Annotated in this window: 23 protein-coding genes; 8 read left to right on the forward strand and 15 right to left on the reverse strand. The window is 47.9% G+C overall.

The genetic code is table 11. From position 1 onward, the window contains the following. Positions 1 to 2: 2 nt before the first annotated feature. The 11 genes from BLV62_RS18990 to BLV62_RS19040 form a co-directional block, all read right to left on the reverse strand. Entirely contained in the window at positions 3 to 1,082 is a 1,080-nt protein-coding gene (locus BLV62_RS18990; RefSeq protein WP_089763548.1) for an ATP-binding protein, read from the reverse strand. 16 nt (positions 1,083 to 1,098) lie between these two features. Beyond that, positions 1,099 to 2,556 (reverse strand): DUF5691 domain-containing protein, encoded by a 1,458-nt coding sequence (locus BLV62_RS18995; protein ID WP_089763549.1) that lies wholly within the window; start codon positions 2,554 to 2,556, stop codon positions 1,099 to 1,101. Continuing rightward, a complete protein-coding gene (locus tag BLV62_RS19000; protein WP_089763550.1) occupies positions 2,556 to 3,860 on the reverse strand; it encodes an SWIM zinc finger family protein in 1,305 nt (434 codons plus the stop codon). Before BLV62_RS19000 ends, BLV62_RS18995 begins: the two co-directional genes overlap by 1 nt. A gap of 217 nt (positions 3,861 to 4,077) precedes the next feature. Further along, entirely contained in the window at positions 4,078 to 4,389 is a 312-nt protein-coding gene (locus BLV62_RS19005; RefSeq protein ID WP_089763551.1) for a DUF59 domain-containing protein, read from the reverse strand. Next, entirely contained in the window at positions 4,386 to 4,814 is a 429-nt protein-coding gene (locus tag BLV62_RS19010; RefSeq protein ID WP_089763552.1) for a SufE family protein, read from the reverse strand. The genes BLV62_RS19005 and BLV62_RS19010 overlap by 4 nt, the downstream gene beginning before the upstream one ends. Before the next feature lie 11 nt (positions 4,815 to 4,825). Beyond that, positions 4,826 to 6,070 (reverse strand): aminotransferase class V-fold PLP-dependent enzyme, encoded by a 1,245-nt coding sequence (locus BLV62_RS19015; RefSeq protein WP_089763553.1) that lies wholly within the window; start codon positions 6,068 to 6,070, stop codon positions 4,826 to 4,828. A 6-nt stretch (positions 6,071 to 6,076) separates the two neighbouring features. After that, positions 6,077 to 7,393: a Fe-S cluster assembly protein SufD gene (sufD, locus tag BLV62_RS19020; RefSeq protein ID WP_089763554.1), complete on the reverse strand. Its 1,317-nt coding sequence runs from the start codon at positions 7,391 to 7,393 to the stop codon at positions 6,077 to 6,079. A gap of 44 nt (positions 7,394 to 7,437) precedes the next feature. Beyond that, positions 7,438 to 8,202 carry a Fe-S cluster assembly ATPase SufC gene (gene sufC / locus BLV62_RS19025; protein ID WP_089763555.1) on the reverse strand — a complete coding sequence of 255 codons (765 nt, stop codon included), beginning with the start codon at positions 8,200 to 8,202 and terminating at the stop codon, positions 7,438 to 7,440. Positions 8,203 to 8,244: 42 nt separating this feature from the next. Next, the gene (gene sufB / locus BLV62_RS19030) at positions 8,245 to 9,690 is read right to left on the reverse strand and encodes a Fe-S cluster assembly protein SufB (protein ID WP_089763556.1); all 1,446 of its coding nucleotides are present in this window, start codon (positions 9,688 to 9,690) and stop codon (positions 8,245 to 8,247) included. A gap of 39 nt (positions 9,691 to 9,729) precedes the next feature. After that, positions 9,730 to 10,056, reverse strand: a complete 327-nt coding sequence (locus BLV62_RS19035; protein ID WP_089763557.1) for a HesB/IscA family protein — start codon at positions 10,054 to 10,056, stop codon at positions 9,730 to 9,732. Between the two features lie 26 nt (positions 10,057 to 10,082). Continuing rightward, complete coding sequence (locus BLV62_RS19040) at positions 10,083 to 10,658, reverse strand: NADPH-dependent FMN reductase (RefSeq protein WP_089763558.1); 576 nt, start codon at positions 10,656 to 10,658, stop codon at positions 10,083 to 10,085. Positions 10,659 to 10,799: 141 nt separating this feature from the next. On the opposite strand from BLV62_RS19040, the gene BLV62_RS19045 reads away from it, so the two are divergent. Then, positions 10,800 to 11,441, forward strand: a complete 642-nt coding sequence (locus BLV62_RS19045; RefSeq protein WP_089763559.1) for a helix-turn-helix transcriptional regulator — start codon at positions 10,800 to 10,802, stop codon at positions 11,439 to 11,441. Between the two features lie 5 nt (positions 11,442 to 11,446). On the opposite strand, the gene BLV62_RS19050 is transcribed toward BLV62_RS19045, so the two are convergent. The 3 genes from BLV62_RS19050 to BLV62_RS19060 are packed head-to-tail and all read right to left on the reverse strand — an operon-like array spanning position 11,447 to position 12,925. After that, positions 11,447 to 11,863 (reverse strand): EamA family transporter, encoded by a 417-nt coding sequence (locus tag BLV62_RS19050; protein WP_089763560.1) that lies wholly within the window; start codon positions 11,861 to 11,863, stop codon positions 11,447 to 11,449. A 2-nt stretch (positions 11,864 to 11,865) separates the two neighbouring features. After that, positions 11,866 to 12,357, reverse strand: a complete 492-nt coding sequence (locus BLV62_RS19055) for a GNAT family N-acetyltransferase (protein WP_089763561.1) — start codon at positions 12,355 to 12,357, stop codon at positions 11,866 to 11,868. 13 nt (positions 12,358 to 12,370) lie between these two features. Beyond that, positions 12,371 to 12,925 (reverse strand): GNAT family N-acetyltransferase, encoded by a 555-nt coding sequence (locus BLV62_RS19060; protein WP_089763562.1) that lies wholly within the window; start codon positions 12,923 to 12,925, stop codon positions 12,371 to 12,373. A gap of 134 nt (positions 12,926 to 13,059) precedes the next feature. On the opposite strand from BLV62_RS19060, the gene BLV62_RS19065 reads away from it, so the two are divergent. From BLV62_RS19065 to BLV62_RS19085, 5 genes are all read left to right on the forward strand, one after another. Next, the gene (locus BLV62_RS19065; RefSeq protein ID WP_089763563.1) at positions 13,060 to 13,743 is read left to right on the forward strand and encodes a response regulator transcription factor; all 684 of its coding nucleotides are present in this window, start codon (positions 13,060 to 13,062) and stop codon (positions 13,741 to 13,743) included. Next, the gene (locus BLV62_RS19070; RefSeq protein WP_089763564.1) at positions 13,740 to 15,110 is read left to right on the forward strand and encodes a sensor histidine kinase; all 1,371 of its coding nucleotides are present in this window, start codon (positions 13,740 to 13,742) and stop codon (positions 15,108 to 15,110) included. The genes BLV62_RS19065 and BLV62_RS19070 overlap by 4 nt, the downstream gene beginning before the upstream one ends. 70 nt (positions 15,111 to 15,180) lie before the next feature. After that, positions 15,181 to 16,461, forward strand: coding sequence for a TolC family protein (locus tag BLV62_RS19075; protein WP_089763565.1), 1,281 nt, complete (start codon positions 15,181 to 15,183; stop codon positions 16,459 to 16,461). A gap of 14 nt (positions 16,462 to 16,475) precedes the next feature. Beyond that, positions 16,476 to 17,576, forward strand: coding sequence for an efflux RND transporter periplasmic adaptor subunit (locus BLV62_RS19080; protein ID WP_089763566.1), 1,101 nt, complete (start codon positions 16,476 to 16,478; stop codon positions 17,574 to 17,576). A 16-nt stretch (positions 17,577 to 17,592) separates the two neighbouring features. Then, positions 17,593 to 20,727 (forward strand): efflux RND transporter permease subunit, encoded by a 3,135-nt coding sequence (locus BLV62_RS19085; RefSeq protein WP_089763567.1) that lies wholly within the window; start codon positions 17,593 to 17,595, stop codon positions 20,725 to 20,727. A gap of 54 nt (positions 20,728 to 20,781) precedes the next feature. Here the strand turns inward: BLV62_RS19085 and BLV62_RS19090 are convergent, their stop codons facing one another. Beyond that, positions 20,782 to 21,912 carry an AI-2E family transporter gene (locus tag BLV62_RS19090; protein ID WP_168927910.1) on the reverse strand — a complete coding sequence of 377 codons (1,131 nt, stop codon included), beginning with the start codon at positions 21,910 to 21,912 and terminating at the stop codon, positions 20,782 to 20,784. 318 nt (positions 21,913 to 22,230) lie between these two features. Here BLV62_RS19090 and porG point away from each other — a divergent pair, with 318 nt between their 5' ends. Together porG and BLV62_RS28155 are read left to right on the forward strand one after the other, a co-directional pair. After that, positions 22,231 to 23,100: a type IX secretion system protein PorG gene (gene porG / locus BLV62_RS19100; RefSeq protein ID WP_168927911.1), complete on the forward strand. Its 870-nt coding sequence runs from the start codon at positions 22,231 to 22,233 to the stop codon at positions 23,098 to 23,100. Between the two features lie 622 nt (positions 23,101 to 23,722). Then, the gene (locus tag BLV62_RS28155) at positions 23,723 to 24,049 is read left to right on the forward strand and encodes a hypothetical protein (protein ID WP_139170283.1); all 327 of its coding nucleotides are present in this window, start codon (positions 23,723 to 23,725) and stop codon (positions 24,047 to 24,049) included. Positions 24,050 to 24,129: the final 80 nt, after the last annotated feature.

Below are 24,129 nucleotides of genomic sequence, written 5' to 3' on the forward strand. Positions count from 1 at the left end.
CATTAGGCCAGGTCCCTGCAGGCACGGTAAACATCTTTCCAGTCGTCCCTGGTCTTTACCACTGTTTCCAGGTATTCCTGCCATACCAGTTTATCCTGTACCGGGTCTTTTACTACGGCGCCGATAATACCGGCGGCCAGGTCGGCGGCTTTCAACTGGCCGTCGCCGAAGTAAGCAGCCAGCGTCAGGCCGTTGTTCACTACAGAAATAGCTTCTGCAGTACTTAAGGTACCGCCGGGCGATTTGATCTTCGTTTTCCCGTCGAGGGTCACGCCATTCCTCAGTTCCCTGAAAATGGTCACGATCCGGCGTATCTCTTCCAGTGCCGGTTTCTCTGCCGGCAGTTCCATCACTTTCTCAAATCCTTCCACTCTTCTTCTTACGATATCAATTTCTTCTTCCATGGATTCCGGGACAGGCAGTATAACGGTATTGAACCTACGTTTCAGGGCGCTGGATAGTTCGTTCACTCCTTTATCCCGGTTATTGGCGGTAGCGATTACGTTAAACCCTTTGCTGGCCTGAACTTCTGTGTTCAGTTCAGGGATGGGCATTGTTTTTTCGGAAAGGATGGTGATGAGGGTATCCTGAACGTCGGCGCCTATGCGGGTCAGTTCTTCTATCCTTGCAATTTTTCCGTCTTTCATCGCCCGCATCACAGGCGTTTCAACCAGTGCATTCGGGCTTGGGCCTTCGGCCAGCAAACGGGCATAGTTCCAGCCATAACGGATGCTTTCTTCACTGGTGCCGGCAGTACCCTGGATGATCAGGGTAGAATCGCCGCTGATGGCAGCCGCCAGGTGTTCGCTCACCCAGCTTTTTGCTGTACCCGGAAGCCCGTACAGGAGCAGCGCCCTGTCGGTAGCCAGGGTAGCTACTGCAATTTCCATAAGCCTGCGGCTTCCTATATATTTAGCGCTTACTTCAAAACCGTTCTTCAATGTTCCGCCAACCAGGTAGGTAACCACCGACTGCGGCGAAAGCAGCCAGTTATGCGGCTTTTTCCCTGTGTCCTGTTTCCTGAGCTCTTCTAATTCTTCCGCGAAAAGTTGTTCGGCGTGGTAACGTAAGATTTCTGACATAATTGAAATAGATTAATCAAATTGATGAAAGTGATTCTACCTGTTTTTTTACTTGCAGCAGTTTACGCAGGTGAGTTTTAATATTGCTCCAGTAGCCGGTTTGCCAGTTATCGGGAGCTTGTATGTCGTCCAGCGTGTCGGCGATCTTCACCGGTATAAGATGGATGACATTATTCATGTAAGTTTGGTTGTATACATAAGGTTGGGTAGCGGCAAAGCTGAGTATCTGCTTCGCCAGTGTAAAACTCCACTGAGTAGTGAAATCGCCGGCGCACCGGGTGATCGCCTCCTGCTGCTGATCAAAGAACTGCTCGCATACCGCCTGTTGTTGTGCTGCCGGCAACAGCGGCAGTATCTCGATATGACATACTTCACTGTTCTGCATGAGCGCCTGTGCCCATGGCTGGTATTTAAACCAGGCGGTAGCCTGTATCAGGGCCGGAATAAAAGCCTGTAAGGCCGGGTGTTCGCTGAAAAAGCTGATCGCTTCCGCAGCTGTTCTGTCCAGGAATTTTTCCCAATAAGAGGGGTGTATCAACTCTATCAGCTGGTACAGGATATACGTTTCGTCGCTTATTTTCCTGTCGTTGCTGAGCTTATCTATCCCGCTTTGGAAAATGCTGTCGTCGATAGGCGGCAATGAAATGGTTACGTTATTTCCATCTACCCGGATGGCAGTTGAAACAATATCCCAATACTTCGCATGCCAGGAAGAGGAAGGGAGCTTTTTCAACAGTTTAAGCGCCTGGTCTTTTACCTGTTTGCTTCTTTCGTTCACCAACGTTTCCAGCCAGTCTGTATCTGTTTCCCGGATGGTTGGTTCAATAGCGTTCAGGAATTCTGTTTTAACACCGGCGCTTTCTTTCGACCAGGTTTCCTGCAACCAGCTAAGGGCGGTAACGGGATCGGTTAAACGCATTTCTTTTAATACTTCCACCCGTTGAGCGGTTGCGCCGTTCTCCCATTTGTCCTGCGGTGTTTCCACTACCCTGGAGAAGTTCCAGTCGTTGTTCAGCTGCCCTAACCATTCGGCCCGGTGTCCGCCTGCTGCGGCTACCAGGGTGCGGAGCGATTTATATTTCCATGCTTTATCCAGCAACGTTGGCAAGATGGCGGGAGGAATAAGCACCTGTTGTGCAACGCAGTATTCCAGCCATTTTTGCAATAAAGGAATGCTTTCTATGTCCATTACCTGTTTCAACGCGGCAATAGCGGCAGGGGAGCAGTATGGTTTCACTTCCGGTTTGCACGCGGGCAAGGGCGTAACGGCAGCTTTTACCGCCTGCATGCCGCTTTGCCGGTAACCAAAGCTAAGGGCGGCCAGTTGAAGGAATTGTTCTTCCCTGTCGGTTCCCGCGTTATCCAGGATCTGTTGGGCAGGCGCCTGCAGCGGCTCCTGGAAGTCCTGCGGGGCGGGCGTTTTCCGCCCGGTGCCCAGCAATCCTATATTCACTATATTATTCCACTGGTCCATTATAGTAAGTTGTATTCCTCGTTAATCCATACCCCGATGGGTTGGTATTCCATTCCTTTTCCTACTACTGCCATTGGTAAGGGTTGTCCTCCGCCGATAGCCAGCAGTTTCCAGATATCCGCAAAGTCTTTCTTTACGGGCATCAGCATTTCCTGTTTGTCTTGCAGCCACCATTGCGACTGGTGCCAGACCGGCGACAGGTGGTCTATCGTATATACCTGCTCGTTATAAACGGGAAGTACCTCGCTGATGGCGGTTTGCGCGTTCATCAGCTCTTCCCAGTTGCTATGTCCTTTGAATGGGGTAGCGGCGGGAACGGTAGTGTATTGTTTGATCAATGCTCTTAACGGGGAAGCAGAAGGGTAGAACACCAGTTCTGCATTGATAGTGGCGCCGGGCAGCAGCGTCAGTGGCGGCAAGCCCTGGTTGCGCATATAGAACTGCAATACCAGTGCGGGGCGCGACGACCTTTGTCCGTATAGCCAATACCGTTCGGAGATCAGCCGGTCTTCTTCCGTGCTTTGTTTGCCCAGTATCAGCCAGGAGTCGGTGATGCCGGTTTGTTCTTTCAGTTCGTCCTGCGACACGGGGAAGCCGATCAATGTACGGATATCCTGTTGCAGTGCGGAGGGGAGGAGGTCCAGCCGTTTAAAGCCCTGGATGGTCAGGTACAGGCGGGCCAGTTTTTCCAGGAAGGGAGATTGCCAGCCTTCCTGGTAGAAGCCTGCTTCGGAGAGTTCTTTCACCATATTGGAAAGTCCCGGCGCCTGGGCGTCTATCATTCGTTTGCTGATATTGTCGAAGAACGAATAGTCTTTCTCGGGGAGATCGATGATCCCGTTCCTGACAATGTCTTTCAGCCATTGGGTAAGTTCTTCTATCCCGTCCTGTACTTTCCGGATACGGGCCTGCTGGCGTTTGGCCTGGGCTTCAGCATCAGGGGCTTTGTCGGGGGCTGTTTTTTTCTCTTCTTTCACCGCCCTTTTGGAAAGCCATTCGCTTACCCAGGCAGGTGGAGTATTATCGGTGAAGGTTCCGGGCTGGCGCGCATACAACAGCATCAGTCCCAGACTATGTTTACAGGGGAATTTGCGGCTTGGGCAACTGCATTTGAAGGCCATATTAATGGTATCCACCTGGGTTTGATATGGCTTGCTTCCACTTCCCTGGCATTCGCCCCAGAGGGCAAGTTCATTGACGCCTTTGCTGACCCATTTGGCCGGGTTGGCCAGGTCTTTCCCTGATTTGCGGGATGAGTCGTCAGGTGCTAATGCCAGCACTTGGTCATCAGACAGGTTTAACATAACTTAATGTTGATCTTTTGAATTTGTAAGGCAGAAAGTATGGGTGAACTGGCATAGCGATCTCCTTTCGCAGCAAAACAAAAAAATCGAACTGTTTTATTATTAATGAATGATATCACAAAATAAATGTTTCATAAAATAAAAGCCAAATATCCAAATTCACTACGCAGTGTATTTGGTATTTGGCTTTTATTTTATGAAAAAAATCAGTGAATAATCAAAGGAATCCCAGTTCGAGGCGGGCTTCTTCGCTCATCATTTCTTTAGTCCATGGCGGGTCAAAGGTCAGATGAACATCAACTTCCGAAACGCTTTCAATGTTCCGGATTTTTTCATCTACTTCCCGGATAATATCCCCGGCTACAGGGCAACCCGGCGCAGTGAGCGTCATATCAATGCCAATGCGGTTGTCTTCTTTGATCTTAATAGCGTAAACGAGGCCCAGTTCCCAGATATTCACGGGGATCTCAGGATCATAAACCGTTTTTAACTGCGCTATTATTTCTTCTCTTAATTCAGCTTCACTCATTGCTGGTTAATTTTAGCTTGATAGGCAATTGCATAGAGCTTCATTTGTTTCAGCATGCTCAGTAACCCGTTGGAGCGGGTAGGAGAGAGATGGCTGCTCAGTCCTATGGCGTCGATGAAAAAAATATCCGCTGTTGCAATATCCTGGGGCGTATGACCGGAAAGTACATGGATCATCAGGCTTACTAATCCTTTGGTGATCACTGCATCGCTGTCGGCGGTAAAATAAAGTTTGCCGTCTTTCAGTTCTGTATGCAGCCAAACCCTGGATTGGCAACCCTTGATAAGATTATCGGGGGTTTTGAATTCTTCGGGGATGAGCGGCAATTCCTTACCCAGTTGGATGATATATTCATATTTATCCTCCCAGTTGCCCATCATCGAAAAGTCTGAAATAATATCTTCCTGTATTTCCTTAATCGTCATATTCGCCTTTTTTACAAAAGCATGGAAGCGGCTCTTTTAACGCCTGCTACCAGCTTGTCTACTTCTTCTTTGGTATTATAAAAAGAAAGGGAAGCACGTACAGTTCCCGGGATCCTGAACAGATCCATGAGGGGTTCGGTACAGTGATGTCCTGTTCTTACAGCAATACCCTGCTGATCCAGCAACTCGCCCATATCAAACGGGTGGATATTATGAACGAGGAAGGAGATAGCGCCACTTCTGTGTGCGGCGTCGCCTATCAACCTGAGCCCGTCAATTTTCCTGAGTTCCTGCAACGCGTAGGTCATTAACTCTTCTTCGTATTGCTGTACTTTTTCAAGTCCTAACCCCTGCAGGTATTCAATGCCTGCCGCTAAAGCGATTGCGCCGGCTATATTAGGCGTTCCTGCTTCAAATTTATAGGGCAGTTCATTGTAAGTGGTCTTTGCAAAAGTTACGGTCTTGATCATATCCCCGCCACCCTGGTAAGGGGGCAGTTTATTCAGCCATTCGGTAGTTCCGTATAAAACCCCGGTACCGGTAGGACCGTAGATCTTATGGCCGGAGAAGGCAAGGAAGTCGGGCTTCAGGGCCTGAACATCAATGCTGATATGCTGAATAGCCTGTGCTGCATCTATCAGTACAGGGATATTTTTTGCATGCGCTAATTCAATGATCTCTTCAACGCGATTGATAGTGCCCATGGTGTTGGAAACGTAGGTAACCGCAACGATCTTCACGGTTTCGTCCAGCATGGCTTTGAAAGCCTCCATTTGCAGTTCTCCTTTTTCGTTGATAGGGATCACTTTCAGGGTAGCTCCGTTATCTTCGCAGGCAATCTGCCAGGGAACAATATTGCTATGGTGTTCCATAGCGGAAATGATCACGGTATCGCCGGCTTTCAGGAAGCGGCGGCTCATGGCGTTGGCAACGAGGTTGATACCGTCTGTTGTTCCTTTGGTGAAGATGATCTCATGAGAATGAGCTGCATTGATGAAGCTGGCCACTGTTTGCCTGGCCTGTTCATAAGCATTGGTAGCTACCTGGCTCAGATGGTGAACCCCACGGTGAACATTGCTATTATAGTTTTCATAATAACGAGCTTCCGCATCTATTACTACCTGAGGCTTCTGGGTGGTAGCACCATTATCGAAGTATACCAAAGGCTTGCCATGAACCTGTGTACCAAGGATAGGAAAATCTTTTCTTACCTTTTCTACATCAAGTCCGGCCACTATGTTAGCAATTTGTTCCATTGTCGTTTAGTTATTCATGATTCCCGCAATCTGAGCCTGCAATTGTTGTTGCAGTTCAGGCACATTTACTTCACTGGTGATATCATGAGAGAATGCATTTACCATCAGTGCTTTTGCAGCATCTTCTCCTATACCTCTTGAACGCAGGTAGAACATGGATTCTTCACTGAACTGGCCAGCGGTGAACCCGTGACTGCATTTTACGTCGTCGGCATAGATCTCCAGCTGAGGCTGGGAGTTGATATCTGCCTTATCGCCCAGCAGCAGGTTGTTATTCTGCTGGAAAGCGTTTGTTTTCTGAGCTTCCTGGTGTACCAGGATCTTGCCTGTGAACACTGCGTTGGCATTATCCAGCAGTACTCCTTTATACAGCTCGTTGCTGTAACAGTCAGGCATGATATGATCCATGAAAGTATGATTGTCTACATGCTGGTGTTGGTTAGCCAGGTAGAATCCTTTCAGGTTTGTTTCCGTATGACTGCCTTTTAAAGCAACGCTGAGGTTGTTGCGGGTAAAAGGAGTGGACGGTAATGTAAAGTTGAAGTGATGATAACGGCTATCTTTATGTTGATGGGTAGCGGTTGTATGCACTTCGCGGAAGTTGGCGGCCCCCAGTTGAACATTGTAATGCCAGAGTTCTGCGTTATCCATTACTACTGTTTCCAGTACACTGTTGGCAAAGGTAACAGCCTGGCTGTCGGGATGCACAGTGGATTCGATAATGGTAGCGGCGGCGCTTCTGTTCAGGATCCATAAATGGCGTGGCTGAACGAAAGCAGGGGAGTTGCTGGTATATACGTTCACCAGGTGAAGCGGTTTATCCAGTACGGTGTTGGCTGCCAGTTCAATATACAGGCCGTCTGCAAAGAGGGCTGTATTTAACTGCGCCAGCACGGCTTCGGCCAGGTGAGGCTGTTCGTTGAACCAGGTGGTGAAACCCGGAGCGGTTGTATGAGCGCTCAGCGCACCGATGATAATACCTTTACCGGCAGGCAATTCGGATAATTCGGTTTGCAGATGACCGTTCACCAATACGGCGCGGTAGCAGTCCAGGCCCGGGATCGCAGCAGCGGCAACGGTGTCCGCAGATACGGCAACCGGTGTTTGCTGGAGTTCGTACGGGAATTCTTTCAGGTAACGCTGAATATTGGTAAAACGCCATTCTTCCGTTTTCAGCGTAGGCAGCCCGATGGCTTTAAAACGCTCCAGGGCAGAGCGGCGGATGTCTTGCAGGTTGTCTGCGGCCAGCGGAAGCTGGGCCGAGAGTGCAGTTACATCTGCTGTAAGCGCCTGGTAAAACGGCAATGTCATATCGCTTGTCATAATTCTTCCTAACTAGTTTTTGTTAAAGTAATCGTTGATTACTCTTAAACAGATTCTTTCAAATGTAATTCCTCTTTCAGCCAATCGTAGCCCCTTTCTTCCAGCTCCAGTGCCAGTTCTTTGGTACCGGTTTTAATGATACGGCCATTGTAAAGTACGTGTACGAAGTCAGGAATGATGTATTCCAGCAAACGTTGGTAGTGAGTAATTACTACAAATGATTTTTCGGCGTCGCGCAGTTTGTTAACGCCATTGGAAACGATACGGAGGGCATCGATGTCCAGACCGGAATCTGTTTCATCCAGGATTGCGAGCTGAGGGTCCAGCATCGCTAACTGGAATATTTCGTTACGTTTCTTTTCACCGCCGCTGAATCCTTCGTTCAGGGAACGGTTCATCAGGTTTGAGTGAAAGTCAACCAGTTGTTGTTTTTCTTTGGTGAGTTTCAGGAACTCTTTTGCTTCGAGGGGAGGAAGACCTTTATAAGTTCTGATCTCGTTCAGCGCAGTCTTAAGGAAGTTAAGATTTGATACGCCCGGGATTTCAACAGGATATTGAAACGCCAGGAATACGCCTTCACGGGCACGGTCTTCCGGGGATAACTCCAACAGGTTTTTACCATTGAACCAAACTTCACCTTCTGTTACGGTGTAGTTGTCGCGGCCCGCCAGCACAGAGGCCAGGGAGCTTTTACCAGAGCCGTTCGGTCCCATGATGGCATGTGTTTCTCCTTTGTTGATCTCGAGATTAATGCCTTTCAGAATCTTTTTTCCTTCTACTTCTGCGTGCAGATTTTTAATCGTCAGCATGATTGTTTTTATTTCGTTCTGTATTTGTAATTGGATAATGAATTATCCAACGCTTCCTTCTAATGTGATTGATAATAATTTTTGTGCTTCTACCGCAAATTCCATTGGTAATTGATTGAGCACTTCCTTCACGTATCCGTTTACGATCAGCGCAACTGCTTTCTCGGTATCAATACCTCTTTGGTTCAGGTAGAAGATCTGGTCTTCCCCGATCTTGGAGGTAGTGGCTTCGTGCTCGATCATAGCGGTTTTGTTCCTTGACTCGATATACGGGAAGGTGTGAGAACCGCATTGATTGCCTATCAGCAGCGAATCGCACTGGGTGAAGTTGCGGGCATTTTCTGCGCGGGGTCCAACTGCTACCAGTCCGCGGTAACTGTTGTCGCCATGGCCGGCAGAAATACCTTTGGAAATGATACGGCTTTTAGTGCCTTTACCAATATGATGGATCTTGGTACCGGTATCTGCGATCTGCCTGTTGCGTACTACGGCAACAGAGTAAAATTCGCCTTCGGAATAATCTCCCTGGAGGATCACGCTTGGATATTTCCAGGTGATAGCAGAACCTGTTTCTACCTGGGTCCAGGAGATCTTGCTGCCGGCGCCTTTACAGATACCGCGTTTGGTAACGAAGTTGTAAATACCTCCTTTACCGTCTTTATCGCCAGGGTACCAGTTCTGTACAGTAGAGTATTTGATCTCAGCCTGTTCCAGCGCTACCAGTTCCACTACCGCCGCATGCAGTTGATTTTCATCGCGCATCGGGGCAGTACAACCTTCCAGGTAGCTAACATAGCTGTTGTCGTCTGCAATGATCAGGGTACGTTCGAATTGTCCGGTGTTCTGGGCATTGATACGGAAGTAAGTGCTCAGTTCCATCGGGCAGCGTACGCCTTTTGGAATGTAAACGAATGACCCGTCAGAGAAAACAGCCGAATTCAGGGCTGCAAAGATGTTATCTGTATGCGGTACCACGCTGCCCAGGTATTTTTTTACCAGGTCAGGATATTCCTGCACGGCTTCACCGAAAGAGCAGAAGATCACGCCCATTTCTTTCAGTTTTGTTTTGAAGGTAGTAGCTACGGAAACGCTGTCAAATACTGCGTCTACTGCCACACCGGCCAATGCTTTCTGTTCGTTCAGCGGGATACCCAGTTTTTCGAATGTAGCCAGCAGCTCAGGATCTACTTCATCCAGGCTGTTCAGTTGTTTCTTCTTGCGAGGCGCTGCATAATAGGATACAGCCTGAAGATTAAGTTCGGGCATTTTGAAGTGCTGCCATTTGGGGAACTCCATTTTCTTGAATGCAGCAAACCCTTTCAGACGCCATTCCAAAAGCCACTCCGGCTCATTCTTTTTAGCCGAGATGAAACGGATGATGTCCTCGTTTAAACCGGGAGGCGCAATTTCCATTTCAATATCGGTGCTAAAGCCAAACTCATATTCCTTATTGGCTATATCATCTATTATTTCGTTACTGTTGATCATACAAGTTTTAAGTTTTGATCGCTCCGGTCATCGTCCTGCTCAGACAGCAAAACTTTCACCGCAGCTACAAGTTCTGGTTGCGTTAGGGTTATTGAAGAAAAGGCCTTTGCCATTCAATCCGTCGGAATAATCCAGCTCTGTACCATACAGGTATAACAGGCTTTTCATTTGAACAACGATCTTAATACCCTTGTCTTCAAATACCTGGTCGCCTTCTTCCTCAGTTTTTTCAAATTTCAGCACATATTCCAACCCGGAACATCCGCCACCTTTTACGCCAACACGAACAAAAGTGCCCGGTTCATGATGTTCTTTTACCATCAGGTCGTTAATATATGATGCTGCTTTTTCTGAAACGGTTATCATACTCAGAATTTTTATATTGTCTATGGCTACGGTTTGGTGATCATCCCTGCAGTAACATGCGATTTAGCTGCACAAAGCAGATCCACCATCGTATCCAGCTTGCTTTTATAGAACGTTGTAAACTCGCTTGTCTGCGGGTCGTACAAATTGTTTTTCAATATCGGCAGCGAGTAGGGGAGTACCCATGCCCGCAAAGCCTTGGCCACTGCATCCATCGCATTGATTCCCTGCATGGCCTGGGTGCCGTCTGCCCAAGAGAGCAAAGCTACAACCTTTCCGGTTAAATAAGGACGGTCGTACTTACTCGTGAGCTCCAGCCAGTCCAGACAGTTTTTCATGGCGCCTGTCATGCCTCCGTGGTATAATGGCGTCATCCAGACGTGCAATTCCGCCTGGCGGAATATATTACACATTTCTGTTACAGATTCCGGCTTCTTTGCCAATTCCTCTAAAGAAAAGATCGGTATATGAGACGAACCCAGGTTGAAAACCGTGGGGTCAAATCCCCTTTCCCTGAACTGTTCTTCCAGGTAAGTGGCTAACCTGTTAGAGGTCGCATAGGGCCTGTCATCTATTGCACCATTAAATATTAGAACATTCATTAATATTTAATATTTTAAGATTAAAATGATTGTGAGATTATATGTTGATGAAAACCCTCTCAAAAATCACCAAAATCTCAAAATCTTTTTTTTAGCTGGTACAAAATTACGACATTCGTGTGTAATAAAACAAGTAAGAACTTGGAAAATTATCCATCACGACTCAGAAATGCTGCCGACCGGTTTTTGACGCTGATCAAAACCAAAGGACCGCTGTCTGCCGCCGAACTGGCCAGTGAATTGGGTATTACAAGCGAAGGTGCCCGATTACAACTGTTAAAACTGGCAGAAGAAGGTCTGCTGCAAGCCGAGAGTATCTCTAAAGGCGTAGGCCGCCCTGTCCAGAAATGGAGCCTTACCGCCGCCGGTAACGCCCGCTTCCCGGACGCACATACCGAACTCACCCTCCAGTTTATACAAACAATAAAAAATGTACTGGGTAAAGAAGCCCTGGAACATGTAGTGAACGCCAGGGAAAAAAATCAGTTCGAAAAATACAGTAAAGCCCTGGACGGAGTAACCGGCCTGGAAAACAGGCTTACCTCCTTTGCGGCCATCCGTTCTACGGAAGGATACCTGGCCGAATGGAGAAAAGAAGGAGATACCTACTACTTTATAGAAAATCACTGCCCGATCTGCTGCGCCGCCACAGAATGTGATAATATCTGTACCTCAGAAATGAGAACATTCGTGAACATCCTCGGTGAAGAGCTGAATGTTTCCCGGATGGAGCACATCATCAACGGCGCCAGGAGATGCGTATACAAGATCCAGGCTCCCTGATCCCGTTATTTTAATATCAACACCAGGGTACCGGCAATAATCAATCCGGCCCCTACCGCCGTTTTCAGCGTTATATGCTCCTGCAGGAAAACAGCCGCCAGTATGATCGTAAGAGCTACGCTCAGTTTGTCTACCGGCGCCACTTTCGATACTTCTCCTACCTGCAGGGCCTTAAAATAAAAGATCCAGGAACATCCCGTTGCCAGTCCTGATAACACGAGGAACAGGATACTATGCCTGGTCAGCGCACCGGCAGATTTCAATTCTCCCCTGGCCAGTACAATCGCCCAGGCCATAACCAGGATAATGATGGTCCTGATAGCCGTTGCCAGGTTAGAAGGAATATCGGCCACCCCGATCTTGGCAAAGATCGCCGTAAGGGCCGCGAAAAAGGCCGATAACAATGCGTATATCCACCACATAACTAAATTTTATATCCAAGGATCTTTAAACTTCTGGGTACGCCATCCAGCACCGCTACGTCAGGCAGGTTCGCCCACTCCCTGAACCCCGTTCTCTCAAACAATTTAATACTGGGTTCATTATGGGCGAAAATAAACCCCAGCAACGTATGCACTTCATATTTCGGCGCTACTTCAATCGCATATCGCAGGATCTCTTTCCCCCAACCTTTTCCCCTCGCAGATTCGGCCAGGTAAATACTCAGTTCCACAGTTCCGTTATAGGCTGGTCTTCCGTAAAAAGACTGGAAACTCATCCAGCCTACATTTTCTTCTCCATTATCTATCATCCATAATGGCCTCCTGGCGTCATGCGCTTCAAACCAGGGGATACGGCTTTCTACGCTCACCGGGCTGGTATCTGCTGTTACCATTCTACCCGGCACCGTACTGTTGTAAATCTCGACGATGCGCGGCAGATCCGCTAATGTGGCCGTCCTGAACTGTAAACTCATATGCTGTATCGTGTTAAAAAATCTCTTCTCTTGCATGGTCGCGGCGCAAACGGCTGTATAGCTCCGCGTCTACAAACTTCCCCTTCTCAAAAAATGCATCTCTCAAATATCCTTCATATTCAAACCCCAATCGCTTCAACAACCGCGAAGATGCCGAATTAGCCGGATCTACAAAGGCTTCTATCCTGTTCAGTTCCATCTCTTCAAAGCCATATTGCAACAAGCCTTGTATAGCCGTTGTCATAATCCCCTTACCCCAGTAAACCGGCATCAGGTCGTAACCCATTTCCGCTTTGTAATGCGTTTTGCTGATCCGGTGATAACCGCAGGTGCCTATCACTTCATCCCTGCCTTCCAATGTTATCCCCCAACGCATTCCTTCTCCCTTTTCCAGGTTTTCCCTGAAAAACTGGATAATATGAGTGGCTTCGGTAATATTTGAAAAGGCGTCAATATCCATATACCTGGTCACTGATTCATCTGAAAACAACTTGAAAATAGCCGCTGTGTCTTTCTCTTCAATAGGTCTGAGTATTAATTCTCCGGTCCGGATAACAGGTAAATCCATGATAATATCTCTTCGGGTTAGATAGCAGCAAAGCTAACTGATATAAATAAATTGTCCATGCCCCCGCCGATTTTAATCCCGCTTTAATCAATGCCGGTTCAAACTATCCTATTTTTGCGGCAATCGGATCGAATATGAAAATACTGGTAATTGAAGATGAAGTAAAAGTAGGCGCCTTTATCAAACGGGGGCTGGAAGAGCATCATCACCAGGTGTTCGTGTACAATACGGCTATTGCAGGCCAGCAGGCCGCCCTGGAAAACGATCATGACCTCATTATCCTGGACATCATGATGGCCGGGATCAATGGCATCACCCTCTGCCGTAACCTCCGGGCCCTGGATGTAAGTACTCCTATCCTCATGCTCACTGCGCTGAACACCACGCAGGATGTGGTAGACGGATTGAATGCCGGGGCTGATGATTATCTCGGCAAACCGTTTCATTTTTCTGAACTGGTAGCAAGAGTAAAGGCGCTATCCCGCCGGCAGGCGCCTTATTTTAAGGAAGAACCGGTGCTGTCGTTAGCCGACCTGCAGTTGAATACCCAAACCAAACTGGCAACAAGGGAAGGGAAGGAGATCGTACTCACAGCCAAAGAATACTCCCTGCTGGAACTATTCCTTAAAAATACAGGCAAAGTGCTGTCCCGCGCCCTGATAGCCGAATCCGTATGGGGACTCGAATTCGACACCGGCACCAATACCATTGATGTATATGTTAACTACCTGCGGAACAAAATTGAAAAAGGTTTCAGCGGCGATAAACTGATCCATACCGTAGTGGGTATGGGATATGTCATGAAGGAGAAAAAATGAAAATAAAACATCGTTTATCCTTACAGTTTACCTGGATTTCAGGTATTATCCTGAGCATTGCGTTTTTGCTGATATACCTGTTGTCGGCCAACTCTGTACAGAACAGCTTTTATAAACTGTTGCAGATGCGGGCTCTTGTTACCGCCCAGGTTTACCTGGAAAAGGATGAACTGACGAAAAAGAAATTCCTGGAAATCGAGAAAAGCTACCGTGAAAAGATCCCTGACGAATCCGGGAGCATTTATGACCAGGACAACAACCCCGTATTCATAGAACAATCCAGGTTTAACTGGCCTGTTTCATTGCTCGAAACCATCAGGAAAAAAGAGATCTACCGCTTCAGACAGGGAGAAACACTGGGCCTGGGTATCTATTACCCCGACAACCAGGGCGATTTTGTAGTGATCGTCACGGCCCGCAACAGCATGGGCGTTCAGCAACTGGCGTACCTGCGCTGGATGCTGATCGTTATGTTGCTGGCAGCGTTGCTGATCACCTACTTCATGGGCCAGTGGTACGCTACCAAAGCGCTGGCGCCTATCAACGGGATCAACAGGCAGGTAAGGAAGATCAGGAGCAATAACCTGCATCTGCGTGTGGAAGCCGGTCAGAATAAAGACGAGATCGCCGAACTGGCTACCAACTTCAACGGACTGCTGCAACACCTCGAGCAGGCCTTTGACCTGCAACGCACCTTTGTATCCAATGCCTCGCACGAACTTCGTACTCCGCTTACTACCATTATCGGCGAAATTGAGGTAACGCTGCAGCATGAACGGAAAATTGAATACTATAAAGAAACCCTGCATACTTTACTGGGAGAATCGGAAAAGCTAAAAGTGATCACCGATAGCCTGCTTCAGCTTACCACTATAGATTCTATCCTGACCGGCGGAAACGCTGAGAAGATCAGGTTGGATGAATTGCTCTGGGAACTACAGGCCCAATGGAAGACGGCTAATCCCCCTTCCAGGCTGACCGTAAAACTGGCAGGCATGCCGGCAGACGAAGACCGGCTGTGCATCTACGGCAACCGGCGTTTGCTGGTAGTGGCTTTACAGAATATCATCAGGAATGGCTTTAAGTTTTCTTTCAACCAGGAAGTAACTGCCTTGTTAACCTGTACGGAAGATGGGATTGTATTGTCGATCAGCGACCGTGGTATAGGCATTGCACCGGAAGACCTGGAAAATATTTTCCTCCCCCTTTACAGGGCCGAAAACGCGCATTCGTTTGAAGGGCATGGCATCGGGCTTTCCATGTCGCGCAAGATCTTCCAGATACACCGCGCAACCATCGCTGCCAGCAGCGTATTAAACCAGGGAACCACCTTTAATATCTTCTTCTCCAGGCATCTCAAATTCTAATTTTGTTTTAACCTGGTTCTAATAGGCAGCTAATAGCCTGGTGTCATCTTTGCAACCGTAAAACGATTGTATGTTCACCAGACTAGCATTAAGTACCTACCTTGTACTGTTTGCTGTGCTCTTCAGGTCTGAGGCCCGGGCGCAAACAACAGACACACTGCACCTTACACTTCCGGATGCCGAGCAACAACTGTTGCAAAAGAACATTCCCTTATTGGTTCAGAAGTATAGCATCGACTCTGCAAAAGCGGGGATCATCACCGCACGGCTATACGATAATCCGCAGGTAACCTTCGAAAATGTGCTGTACAGCCATACGGAGAAAAAGTGGTTCGACCTCGGTTATACCGGGCAGAATACCCTGCAGGTACAACAACTCATCAAACTGGCGGGTAAACGCAATAAAGCCGTGAAACTGGCGCAGAGCGGGGTAAAGCTGAGCGAATACGAATTCTATGACCTGCTGCGTACGCTCAGGTTTTCGCTCCGCGATAACTTCTACGATCTCTATTATAAACAACAGTCTCTATCTACCTATCAAAACCAGGTCGCCTTCCTGCAAAAAGTAGTAAAAGCGTTTACAGAACAGAAAGAATCCGGGAACATCGCACCCAAAGAAGTGATCAGGATCAAGTCATTGCTTTATGACCTGCAACATGACCAGTTGCAACTGCAGGAAGATATCCGGCAAACAGTTTCCGACCTGGCCCTGTTGATCCGCATTCCCGCAACTGTTTATATCGTACCTGAGTTGCCTGCACAAACAGGGAAACCGCCCGTACTGCAATACAGCTACGAAGCGCTGCTGGATACCGCCCGGCATAACAGGTACGACCTGAAAATAGCCCGGGAATCAGTGAACTACAGCCAGTTGAACCTGCGCCTGCAAAAAGCAATGGCAGTTCCCGACCTGCAGGTTGGTTTTGCTTATGATAAGCAGGGCAACTTCGAAAGGAATTACAACGGCTTGAATATATCCATGCCTTTACCTTTCTTCAACAGGAACCAGGGTAACATAAAAACCGCAAAAGCGCTGGCAGAAAGCAGCAAGGCGCAGCTGCAGGGGCAGGAAGATCAGCTCTCGCACGAAGTGGCGCTAAGCCTGGAATCGGCGCTCCGTACGGAAAAGCTGCTGGAAGATTTTGATCCGGATTTCGGAAACGATTATACGAAAATGATGACGGAGGTAGAAAAGAATTTCAAGTCAAGGAACCTGGGATTGCTGGAGTTCCTGGACCTCTACGACGCTTACCGCTCCAATGTGCTTAAAATGAACGAGCTGAAATACAACAGGCTTCACGCACTGGAAAATATCAACTACAGCACCGGTTCACAACTATTTCATCCCTGATTAAATATTCTAGCATGCAGATCAAAAATCAATACTACTATATATCTACAATTGTTGTTTTACTGTTTAGTTACGGCTGCGGCAGCAGGAATGCGGACCAGCAACCCTTTGAATGGAAGCTGACCGATTCCCTGCTCCGTACGCTCGTTGTAGATACGGCTACAACGAGGTCGGTGGAATCAGAAATCCTGCTTACCGGCAAGATCTCCGCCAACGAGGATAAGACGGCGCGTATCTTCCCTATGGTGAGCGGCATTGTGACGGAGGTAAAAGTACACTCGGGCGACTACGTGCAGAAGGGACAGGTGCTGGCAATTATCAAAAGCCCTGAAATGGCCAATTATACAGCAGACGAAAGGATTTCGGACAACGATATGAGAATGGCGAAACGGGACCTGGAAGTTGCGGAATCGTTCTATAAAAGCGGTCTGAACTCGCAACGCGACTATGAAGAGGCGAAGCGGAACTATGATAAGGCGGAAGCGAATTTCAAACGTTCCAAAGCTATCCTGGATATTAATGGCGGCAACCATTATGGTAAGTATGCGGTGACGGCCCCCGTGCCAGGTTTCATCATCAGCAAAAAAGCCGCTGAAAGTATGCAATGGAGGCCGGATAACAGCGATCCTATTTTTGTAGTGGCCGACCTGCACAATGTCTGGGCAATGATCAACGTATTTGAATCGGATATTTCCAGCATCCGGGAAGGCGACCAGGTGCAAATGAGCACCCTGTCGTACCCCGACAAAACTTTTACAGGCACCATCAACAAGATCTATAATGTGCTGGATCCCGACAATAAAGTAATGAAAGCAAGAGTGATCATTGATAACCCCGATTACCTGCTGAAGCCGGAAATGTTTGTGAGGGTAAAAGCAAAAAGACATACAGACAGCAACGTGGTAAGCATCCCTTCGCGGGGCATCATCTTCGACCACGACAAATATTATGTACTGGTAAAAACAGATACCGCCAGGGGAGTGAGGATCCAGGAAGTGAAAATTGATAAAACCGTGGAAGGAAGGGCCTATATCTATTCAGGACTTAAAGAGGGCGACAAAGTTATTGCTTCCCGCCAGGTATTTATTTACGAAACGCTGAAAGATCAGCAATAACCTAAAGCCCAACTATATGAATAAGTTTATTAAGAAGGTGCTGGCCTTTTCGCTGATCCATAAGTATTTTATATTTTTTGCGGCAGGGGTGCTGGCAGTTGCGGGATACATCAGTTTTAAGCAGATCGGCGTAGATGCGTTCCCGGATGTAACCAATACCTCCGTCACCATCATCACGCAATGGCCGGGGCGAAGCGCAGAAGAAGTGGAGAAGTTTGTTACCCGCCCTATAGAAATAGCCATGAACAGGGCCCAAAAGAAAACGCATATCCGGTCTTCCTCCTTGTTTGGACTCTCCGTTGTAAAAGTGATCTTCGACGATGATGTAAACGATACCTTCGCCAGGCAGCAGATCAATAACAACATCGCATCTGCCAACCTCCCGGATGGAATAGACCCCGAGATCGAACCTCCTTATGGCCCCACCGGGGAGATTTACAGGTATACCCTGCAGAGTAATCAACTATCCGTTCAGGAACTGAAAACCTTGCAGGACTGGGTGATAGAACGCAACCTGCTGGCAGTTCCGGGCGTAGCCGATATCGTGAGCTTCGGGGGAGAAGTGAAGATCTACCAGGTGACCATCAATCCAGATAAAGCCATTCAATACGATATTACGGCCCAGGAAATGTTCCAGGCGCTTTCTAAAAGCAATATCAACGTGGGCGGAGACGTGATCGTTAAAAATGAGCAGGCCTACGTGGTAAGAGGTATAGGTATCCTGAACAATGTAGATGAGATCAAAAACATCATTGTTGATCACATCAACGGATCGCCTATCCTGGTGCGGGATGTGGCGGAAGTAACGGTCTCCTCGCTTCCGCGTTTGGGCCAGGTGGGCAGAGACGCGGACTACGACGCCGTGGAAGGCATCGTGGTAATGCGGAAAGGAGAAAATCCTGCCGTGGTAATTGATGCGCTGAAGGAAAAAATAGCAGAACTGAACAGCCGGGTGTTGCCTGAGGATGTGAAGATCAAACCTTTCTATAACCGCGAAGACCTCATAGAATACAGTACCCATACGGTATTGCACAATATGATAGAGGGGATCATCTTTGTAACGGTGATCGTGTTCCTCTTTATGGCCGACTGGCGTACTACCATTATTGTTTCTATCGTTATCCCGCTGGCATTATTGTTTGCCTTTATCTGTTTGCGGCTTAAAGGAATGAGCGCTAACCTGCTGTCGATGGGGGCGATCGATTTCGGGATCATCATAGACGGAGCGGTAGTGATGATGGAGGGCATCTTCGTGGTGCTCGACCGGAAGGCGCACCAGGTGGGGATGGAGCGGTTCAATAAGCTCAGTAAACTGGGCATGATCCGCAAAGCCTGCATGGAAAACGGCAAAGGCATCTTCTTTGCAAAATTGATCATCATCACCGGTTTATTACCCATCTTCACTTTTGAAAAGGTAGAAGGAAAGATGTTCTCGCCGCTGGCCTGGACATTAGGATTTGCGCTCCTGGGGGCCCTGATACTGACCTTCACACTGGTGCCGGCGCTGGCCAGCGTAATGTTGAGAAAGAATGTCAGGGAAAAACACAATCCATTCCTGGAATTTATACAGCGTACCACGTTGCGCATTTTCAATTACTGTTTCAGGCACAGGAGGCTGGTGTTCAGTCTTTCTATGGTGGCGCTGGCGATAGGTCTTTACTGCTTTAAGTTCCTGGGAACAGAATTCCTTCCCCAGCTGAACGAAGGGGCTATCTATATCCGTGCTACGGGCCCGTTAAGTACTTCGCTGGAAGAATCGGTGAAAATAGCCAATGATATCAGGAAGAAGCTGCTCACCTTTCCCGAGGTGAAACAGGTGTTGTCGCAAACCGGCCGGCCTAACGACGGTACGGATGCTACAGGCTTTTATAATGTAGAATTCCATGTAGATATTTACCCCGAGAAGCAATGGAAAAGCCGGTTGTCGAAGGCCCGGCTGATCGAGAAAATGAATGAGAAGCTGGAAGGCATCCCGGGCATCACGCTTAACTTTTCCCAACCTATTATGGATAACGTGGAAGAAGCGGTATCGGGGGTAAAAGGATCTATAGTCGTGAAGTTGTTTGGAGATGATTTTAAACTGATAGAAGAGAAGGAAGAAGAGATAGAGAAGATATTGAAAACAGTGCATGGGATAGAAGACCTGGGTATCCTGCGCAACCTGGGCCAGCCGGAGCTGCGCATTAACCTGGATCAGCAGAAGATGGCCTTGTATGGGGTGACGACAGAAGATGCCAACTCGGTAGTGGAAATGGCGATAGGAGGAAAGGCGGTGACAAGGATATACGAAGGAGAGAAGAGTTTTGACCTGCGGATCAGGTATCCTGAAAACTTCAGGGAAAACGAGAGCGCTATCGGCAACCTGTCTATTCCCACATTGCGGGGCAATAAGATCCCGTTGAAAGAGATTGCTGATATCCAGTATATCGTTGGTCCCAGCATGATCTACCGCGACAAGCATATGCGGTATGGAGCTATTAAATTCTCTGTGCGGGGAAGGGATCTGGGTAGTACCATTGCAGAGGCGCAGCATAAAGTGGGTAAGGCCATCACTTTACCCAAAGGCTATAACCTTGAATGGGCGGGCGATTTCGAGAACCAAGAGCGGGCAACCAAACGATTGATGCAGGTAGTGCCTATCAGCTTGTTGTTGATATTCCTTATCCTGTTCATCCTTTTCGGCAAAGTGAAAGATGCGCTGCTTGTGCTGAACAATGTGCCGTTCGCCATCATAGGAGGCATTTTCTCACTGATGTTGACGCATACGAACTTCAGTATTTCTGCAGGGATAGGGTTTATTGCGCTGTTTGGGATCTGTGTGCAGAATGGAGTGATCCTGTTATCGAAGTTCAAGACGAATATGCGAACGATGACGCATAATTCCAATTTCAGTTTGTCGCATGCTATATTGGATGGAGTAGGGGCGCGTATCCGCCCGGTGATCATGACGGCTATGATGGCGGCGATCGGGTTGCTGCCGGCGGCAACCAGCGTAGGAATTGGTTCAGAAACCGCCCGGCCTTTAGCCAGGGTGGTGATAGGCGGGTTAATTACGGATACCTTCTTTAACCTGTTTATTTTTCCTATTGTTTTTTATTGGGCTTATCATAGCGTCACAAGAAGAGATAACGGCGACCCGGCGAAGGCATAAGACGGGTTGAATAACAAAGGGCGGTTCTGCATGGCGGAGCCGCCCTTTGTTATGTCAGATCTTTTTTTCCTGGTTTTCATCGATCGGCGGTGGCGGTGGTGCGGCCACTACTTCTTTTTTGGAATAAACGCGGTGATGCGAATCCTCATCGCCCAGCAACAGCGCCCATGGCTGTACTTCAGGGATATTCACGCATATTATCTTGATAATGGCGATGATAGGAATAGCGAGGAACATGCCTGGAATGCCCCACAGCATATTTCCCAATACCACGCCGATAATGGTGACAAGAGCGTTGATGCGTACTTTGGAACCAACTATGCTTGGGAATAAGATGTTGCTGTCGAGCAGGTGAACAAGAAATAAGGTGATGCCTGCCTGCAAAGCCTGTATAGGCGCGCCTGTAGCGAGGGTTACGAGGATGCTGAGTATGGCGGCTGTTAATATGCCTACATATGGAATGATATTGAAGATAGCAGACATTACGCCCAGCAAAATAGCGTATTTAATTCCCAGGATCAGGAAGGTAACCGTGTTAAGTACCGCTACGATCACCATTTCAATGACCAATCCTCCCAGATAACTTTTGATCACACTCCGGGTGCTGGCAATTACGTTCAGGAGTTTCTCCCTGTGCTTCTCTTTAAAAATAGCCACCAGGAAAGCGACCAGCAGGCGGCGGTAGTAGAGGATGAAGAAAGCGTACAGGAACATGAATACGATAAAGATCAGCAGGGAAGATACAGATACGAATGTCTGGCTGATGAAGCTGGTGGCGGTTCCCAAAGTGCCCATCAGCGCTTTTTCAATGTAGCTTAGCTGGGTGCTGGAGTCCACATGAAAGTTCAGGTTCACCCATTCCTGGGTAGAGCTGAGAAATGCCAGAAGCTTTTGTTCGAGTTGGGGGAAATCCGAAATGAATGCGGCCATTTGGCGGCCCAGCAACAGGGCTACAAGGCTGATCCCTATGATAAAGAGCAATACGGCCAGGAAAGCGGCTATTCCCCTGGGAAGTTTCCATTTTTCCAGCCTGGATACTACCGGCAACAACATGATGGCTATCAGGGTCGCAAAGGTCATGGGAACAATGATACCGCTACCGGTGTGGGCAATATAAATAACAAGGATAATGGAGAAGAGGGTGAACGTGAGTCTTGCGTTAAAGGGGAGTTTAAGCTCATTCATAGTGATTAGCACTTTTGTCAAAGATATTAAATCAATTTGGATCATGTTTCCCATTGGTAATGTATGAGAATAAAAAGCATGAAAAGATGCTGTTTTCTGTTCCCGGGCAAGGGGGAGGCAACGGGAAAGCCGCGAGGAAACCCAACGTTAATTTAATTGTTTATAAGTTAATTGATTTATTAGTTTATTTTTACATCTCATTAACTCTCGGGGCCGGCATCGTTTTGGAAAAAATTGATCGCCTGTCACCAAATAAAAATTGCAATGTAACGTTTAATGTATACACGATTCAGGACTAACCTCTTAAAATTAACTACTTTGAAATTCGCAAAATCAACCGGAATCCTTTTCCTTTTGATAGCAGTACCCATTCTCACATTTGCCCAGGACTGGCATGTCGGGGCATTTGCTGGTATCAGTAATTACAGTGGAGATCTCACCGAGAAAAGGGTTGACTTTAAGTATACACGCCCGGCGCTTGGAATATTGGTAAGACGTGATATAAACCGGTACCTGACGGTAAGAGGGTCTTTTACCTGGGGAATAGTAGCGGGTGCAGATAGTACCAATTCATCGAAAGAACTGATAGCAAGAAACCTGAGTTTCAGGTCTAATGTTTTCGAAGGCGCGCTGATAGGAGAGTTCAATTTCCTGGATATAGACGAAAAAGGATTTACGCCATACATTTTCGCCGGTGTTGCCGGTTTTGGTTTTGACCCTATGGCTAAAGACCAGTCGGGAAACTGGGTACGTTTACGTCCGTTGGGAACGGAAGGACAGGGATTGCCGCAGTATCCTACCCGTTTGCCTTATGATCTCTTTTCGTTCTCTTTCCCCCTGGGAGCAGGTGTAAAGGCTATTTTAAGCGACGTATGGACCCTGGGCTTTGAAATTGGCGCCCGTCCTACGCTTACCGATTACCTGGATGATGTAAGCACCACGTATGTAGACCAGAACACTTTGCTGGCTTACAGGGGACAAAAGGCCGTGGATATGGCTTACAGGGGAGATGAAGTGAACAGCAAATTGGTTCCTCCTGGCACTTACCCGGCTGATGGAACCAGTCGCGGTACCGCTAAAAACAAAGACTGGTATGTTTTCTCCGGCTTTACGATCACTTACCGCCTGGGTGGCGGAAGTGGATGGGGCAAGCAGAAAAACCTCCGCTGTCCTGTGTTCCGGCCTTAACAATTCATTTACAATAACATCTTATACTATATGAAATCCTGGTTGCGGAACCAGGATTTTTTTATTGGCATAGTTGTTGAATTTATATGGTTAAACAGGTAATACAAACCGCCACCAACTTAGGGCGGATAAGTATCACAAATCGCGGAGAGAGTAATGAAACAACAGCCGCATTCAAAAAGTTGGTGTGCGTAAAACCTGTAATCTCAGACTTAAATTTTGTGCCATGAAAGCGATATTATTGGCATCAGCAATCATCATAGCGGGAAGTTGCAGCCTGCACGCCCAACAAAGGCCGCCTGCACCTCCTTTACCGCCACCGCCTCCGGCGCCGGGTCATTTTCCGAAACCTCCGCTGCCGCCGCGGCCACCAAGGGCGCCTCGCCCACCAAAACCTCCGCATTTATCGCGACCTGCTCTACCACCACATCCGGCCAGGCCACATCATCGGAGAACTCATTACAAAAAACATCGTCCTCGTTACCAGCATAGATATACTTATGTTGGATTGCCAGGAGCCGAATACACGAATTATGCTGCCAACGTATTATACAAAGTCGCATAACTTCACACACCACAACTTTTATTGCCAACCAATCTTGAACTAAAAAACCAAATTAACATGAAAAAGGGGTTCTTAATGATGCTGCTAATGGGCGGTTTAGCTCTCACAGCTTCCGCACAGAGAGGTCATGGACGTGGCTGGGGCCGCGGACACGACAGATGCGACGATGATCGCGGCAGACGTGTAGTTTATTATGAAAGAGGATACCGGGATTGCCGCCCGCCTGCAAGAGTGGTTTACTACCCACGTCCGAGATATTATTACCCTGCTCCGGCAGTTGTAGCCGTACCAGTTCCTGTTCCGCCACCACCGCCAGTTCCGGTACATTACTACCCGTCCAGGCCCAGAGTGGTGTTCAATGCAGGGGTTACTATCGCCAACTAAACATCCACGAAACTTTATTAAAACACCAGGAGGTTGCAAAACCTCCTTTTTTATTGTATTTCCTGCCGTTCCAACCTATA

This window comes from Chitinophaga terrae (ex Kim and Jung 2007), assembly GCF_900107795.1.
GTDB lineage: Bacteria > Bacteroidota > Bacteroidia > Chitinophagales > Chitinophagaceae > Chitinophaga > Chitinophaga terrae.

Excerpts from the sequence above, each read along its gene's own strand:
- BLV62_RS18990 (WP_089763548.1), bottom strand. The coding sequence starts at position 1,082 with ATGTCAGAAATCTTACGTTACCACGCCGAACAACTTTTCGCGGAAGAA.
- BLV62_RS18995 (WP_089763549.1), bottom strand. The coding sequence starts at position 2,556 with ATGGACCAGTGGAATAATATAGTGAATATAGGATTGCTGGGCACCGGG.
- BLV62_RS19000 (WP_089763550.1), bottom strand. The coding sequence starts at position 3,860 with ATGTTAAACCTGTCTGATGACCAAGTGCTGGCATTAGCACCTGACGAC.
- BLV62_RS19005 (WP_089763551.1), bottom strand. The coding sequence starts at position 4,389 with ATGAGTGAAGCTGAATTAAGAGAAGAAATAATAGCGCAGTTAAAAACG.
- BLV62_RS19010 (WP_089763552.1), bottom strand. The coding sequence starts at position 4,814 with ATGACGATTAAGGAAATACAGGAAGATATTATTTCAGACTTTTCGATG.
- BLV62_RS19015 (WP_089763553.1), bottom strand. The coding sequence starts at position 6,070 with ATGGAACAAATTGCTAACATAGTGGCCGGACTTGATGTAGAAAAGGTA.
- sufD (WP_089763554.1), bottom strand. The coding sequence starts at position 7,393 with ATGACAAGCGATATGACATTGCCGTTTTACCAGGCGCTTACAGCAGAT.
- sufC (WP_089763555.1), bottom strand. The coding sequence starts at position 8,202 with ATGCTGACGATTAAAAATCTGCACGCAGAAGTAGAAGGAAAAAAGATT.
- sufB (WP_089763556.1), bottom strand. The coding sequence starts at position 9,690 with ATGATCAACAGTAACGAAATAATAGATGATATAGCCAATAAGGAATAT.
- BLV62_RS19035 (WP_089763557.1), bottom strand. The coding sequence starts at position 10,056 with ATGATAACCGTTTCAGAAAAAGCAGCATCATATATTAACGACCTGATG.
- BLV62_RS19040 (WP_089763558.1), bottom strand. The coding sequence starts at position 10,658 with ATGAATGTTCTAATATTTAATGGTGCAATAGATGACAGGCCCTATGCG.
- BLV62_RS19050 (WP_089763560.1), bottom strand. The coding sequence starts at position 11,863 with ATGTGGTGGATATACGCATTGTTATCGGCCTTTTTCGCGGCCCTTACG.
- BLV62_RS19055 (WP_089763561.1), bottom strand. The coding sequence starts at position 12,357 with ATGAGTTTACAGTTCAGGACGGCCACATTAGCGGATCTGCCGCGCATC.
- BLV62_RS19060 (WP_089763562.1), bottom strand. The coding sequence starts at position 12,925 with ATGGATTTACCTGTTATCCGGACCGGAGAATTAATACTCAGACCTATT.
- BLV62_RS19065 (WP_089763563.1), top strand. The coding sequence starts at position 13,060 with ATGAAAATACTGGTAATTGAAGATGAAGTAAAAGTAGGCGCCTTTATC.
- BLV62_RS19070 (WP_089763564.1), top strand. The coding sequence starts at position 13,740 with ATGAAAATAAAACATCGTTTATCCTTACAGTTTACCTGGATTTCAGGT.
- BLV62_RS19075 (WP_089763565.1), top strand. The coding sequence starts at position 15,181 with ATGTTCACCAGACTAGCATTAAGTACCTACCTTGTACTGTTTGCTGTG.
- BLV62_RS19080 (WP_089763566.1), top strand. The coding sequence starts at position 16,476 with ATGCAGATCAAAAATCAATACTACTATATATCTACAATTGTTGTTTTA.
- BLV62_RS19085 (WP_089763567.1), top strand. The coding sequence starts at position 17,593 with ATGAATAAGTTTATTAAGAAGGTGCTGGCCTTTTCGCTGATCCATAAG.
- BLV62_RS19090 (WP_168927910.1), bottom strand. The coding sequence starts at position 21,912 with ATGAATGAGCTTAAACTCCCCTTTAACGCAAGACTCACGTTCACCCTC.
- BLV62_RS28155 (WP_139170283.1), top strand. The coding sequence starts at position 23,723 with ATGAAAAAGGGGTTCTTAATGATGCTGCTAATGGGCGGTTTAGCTCTC.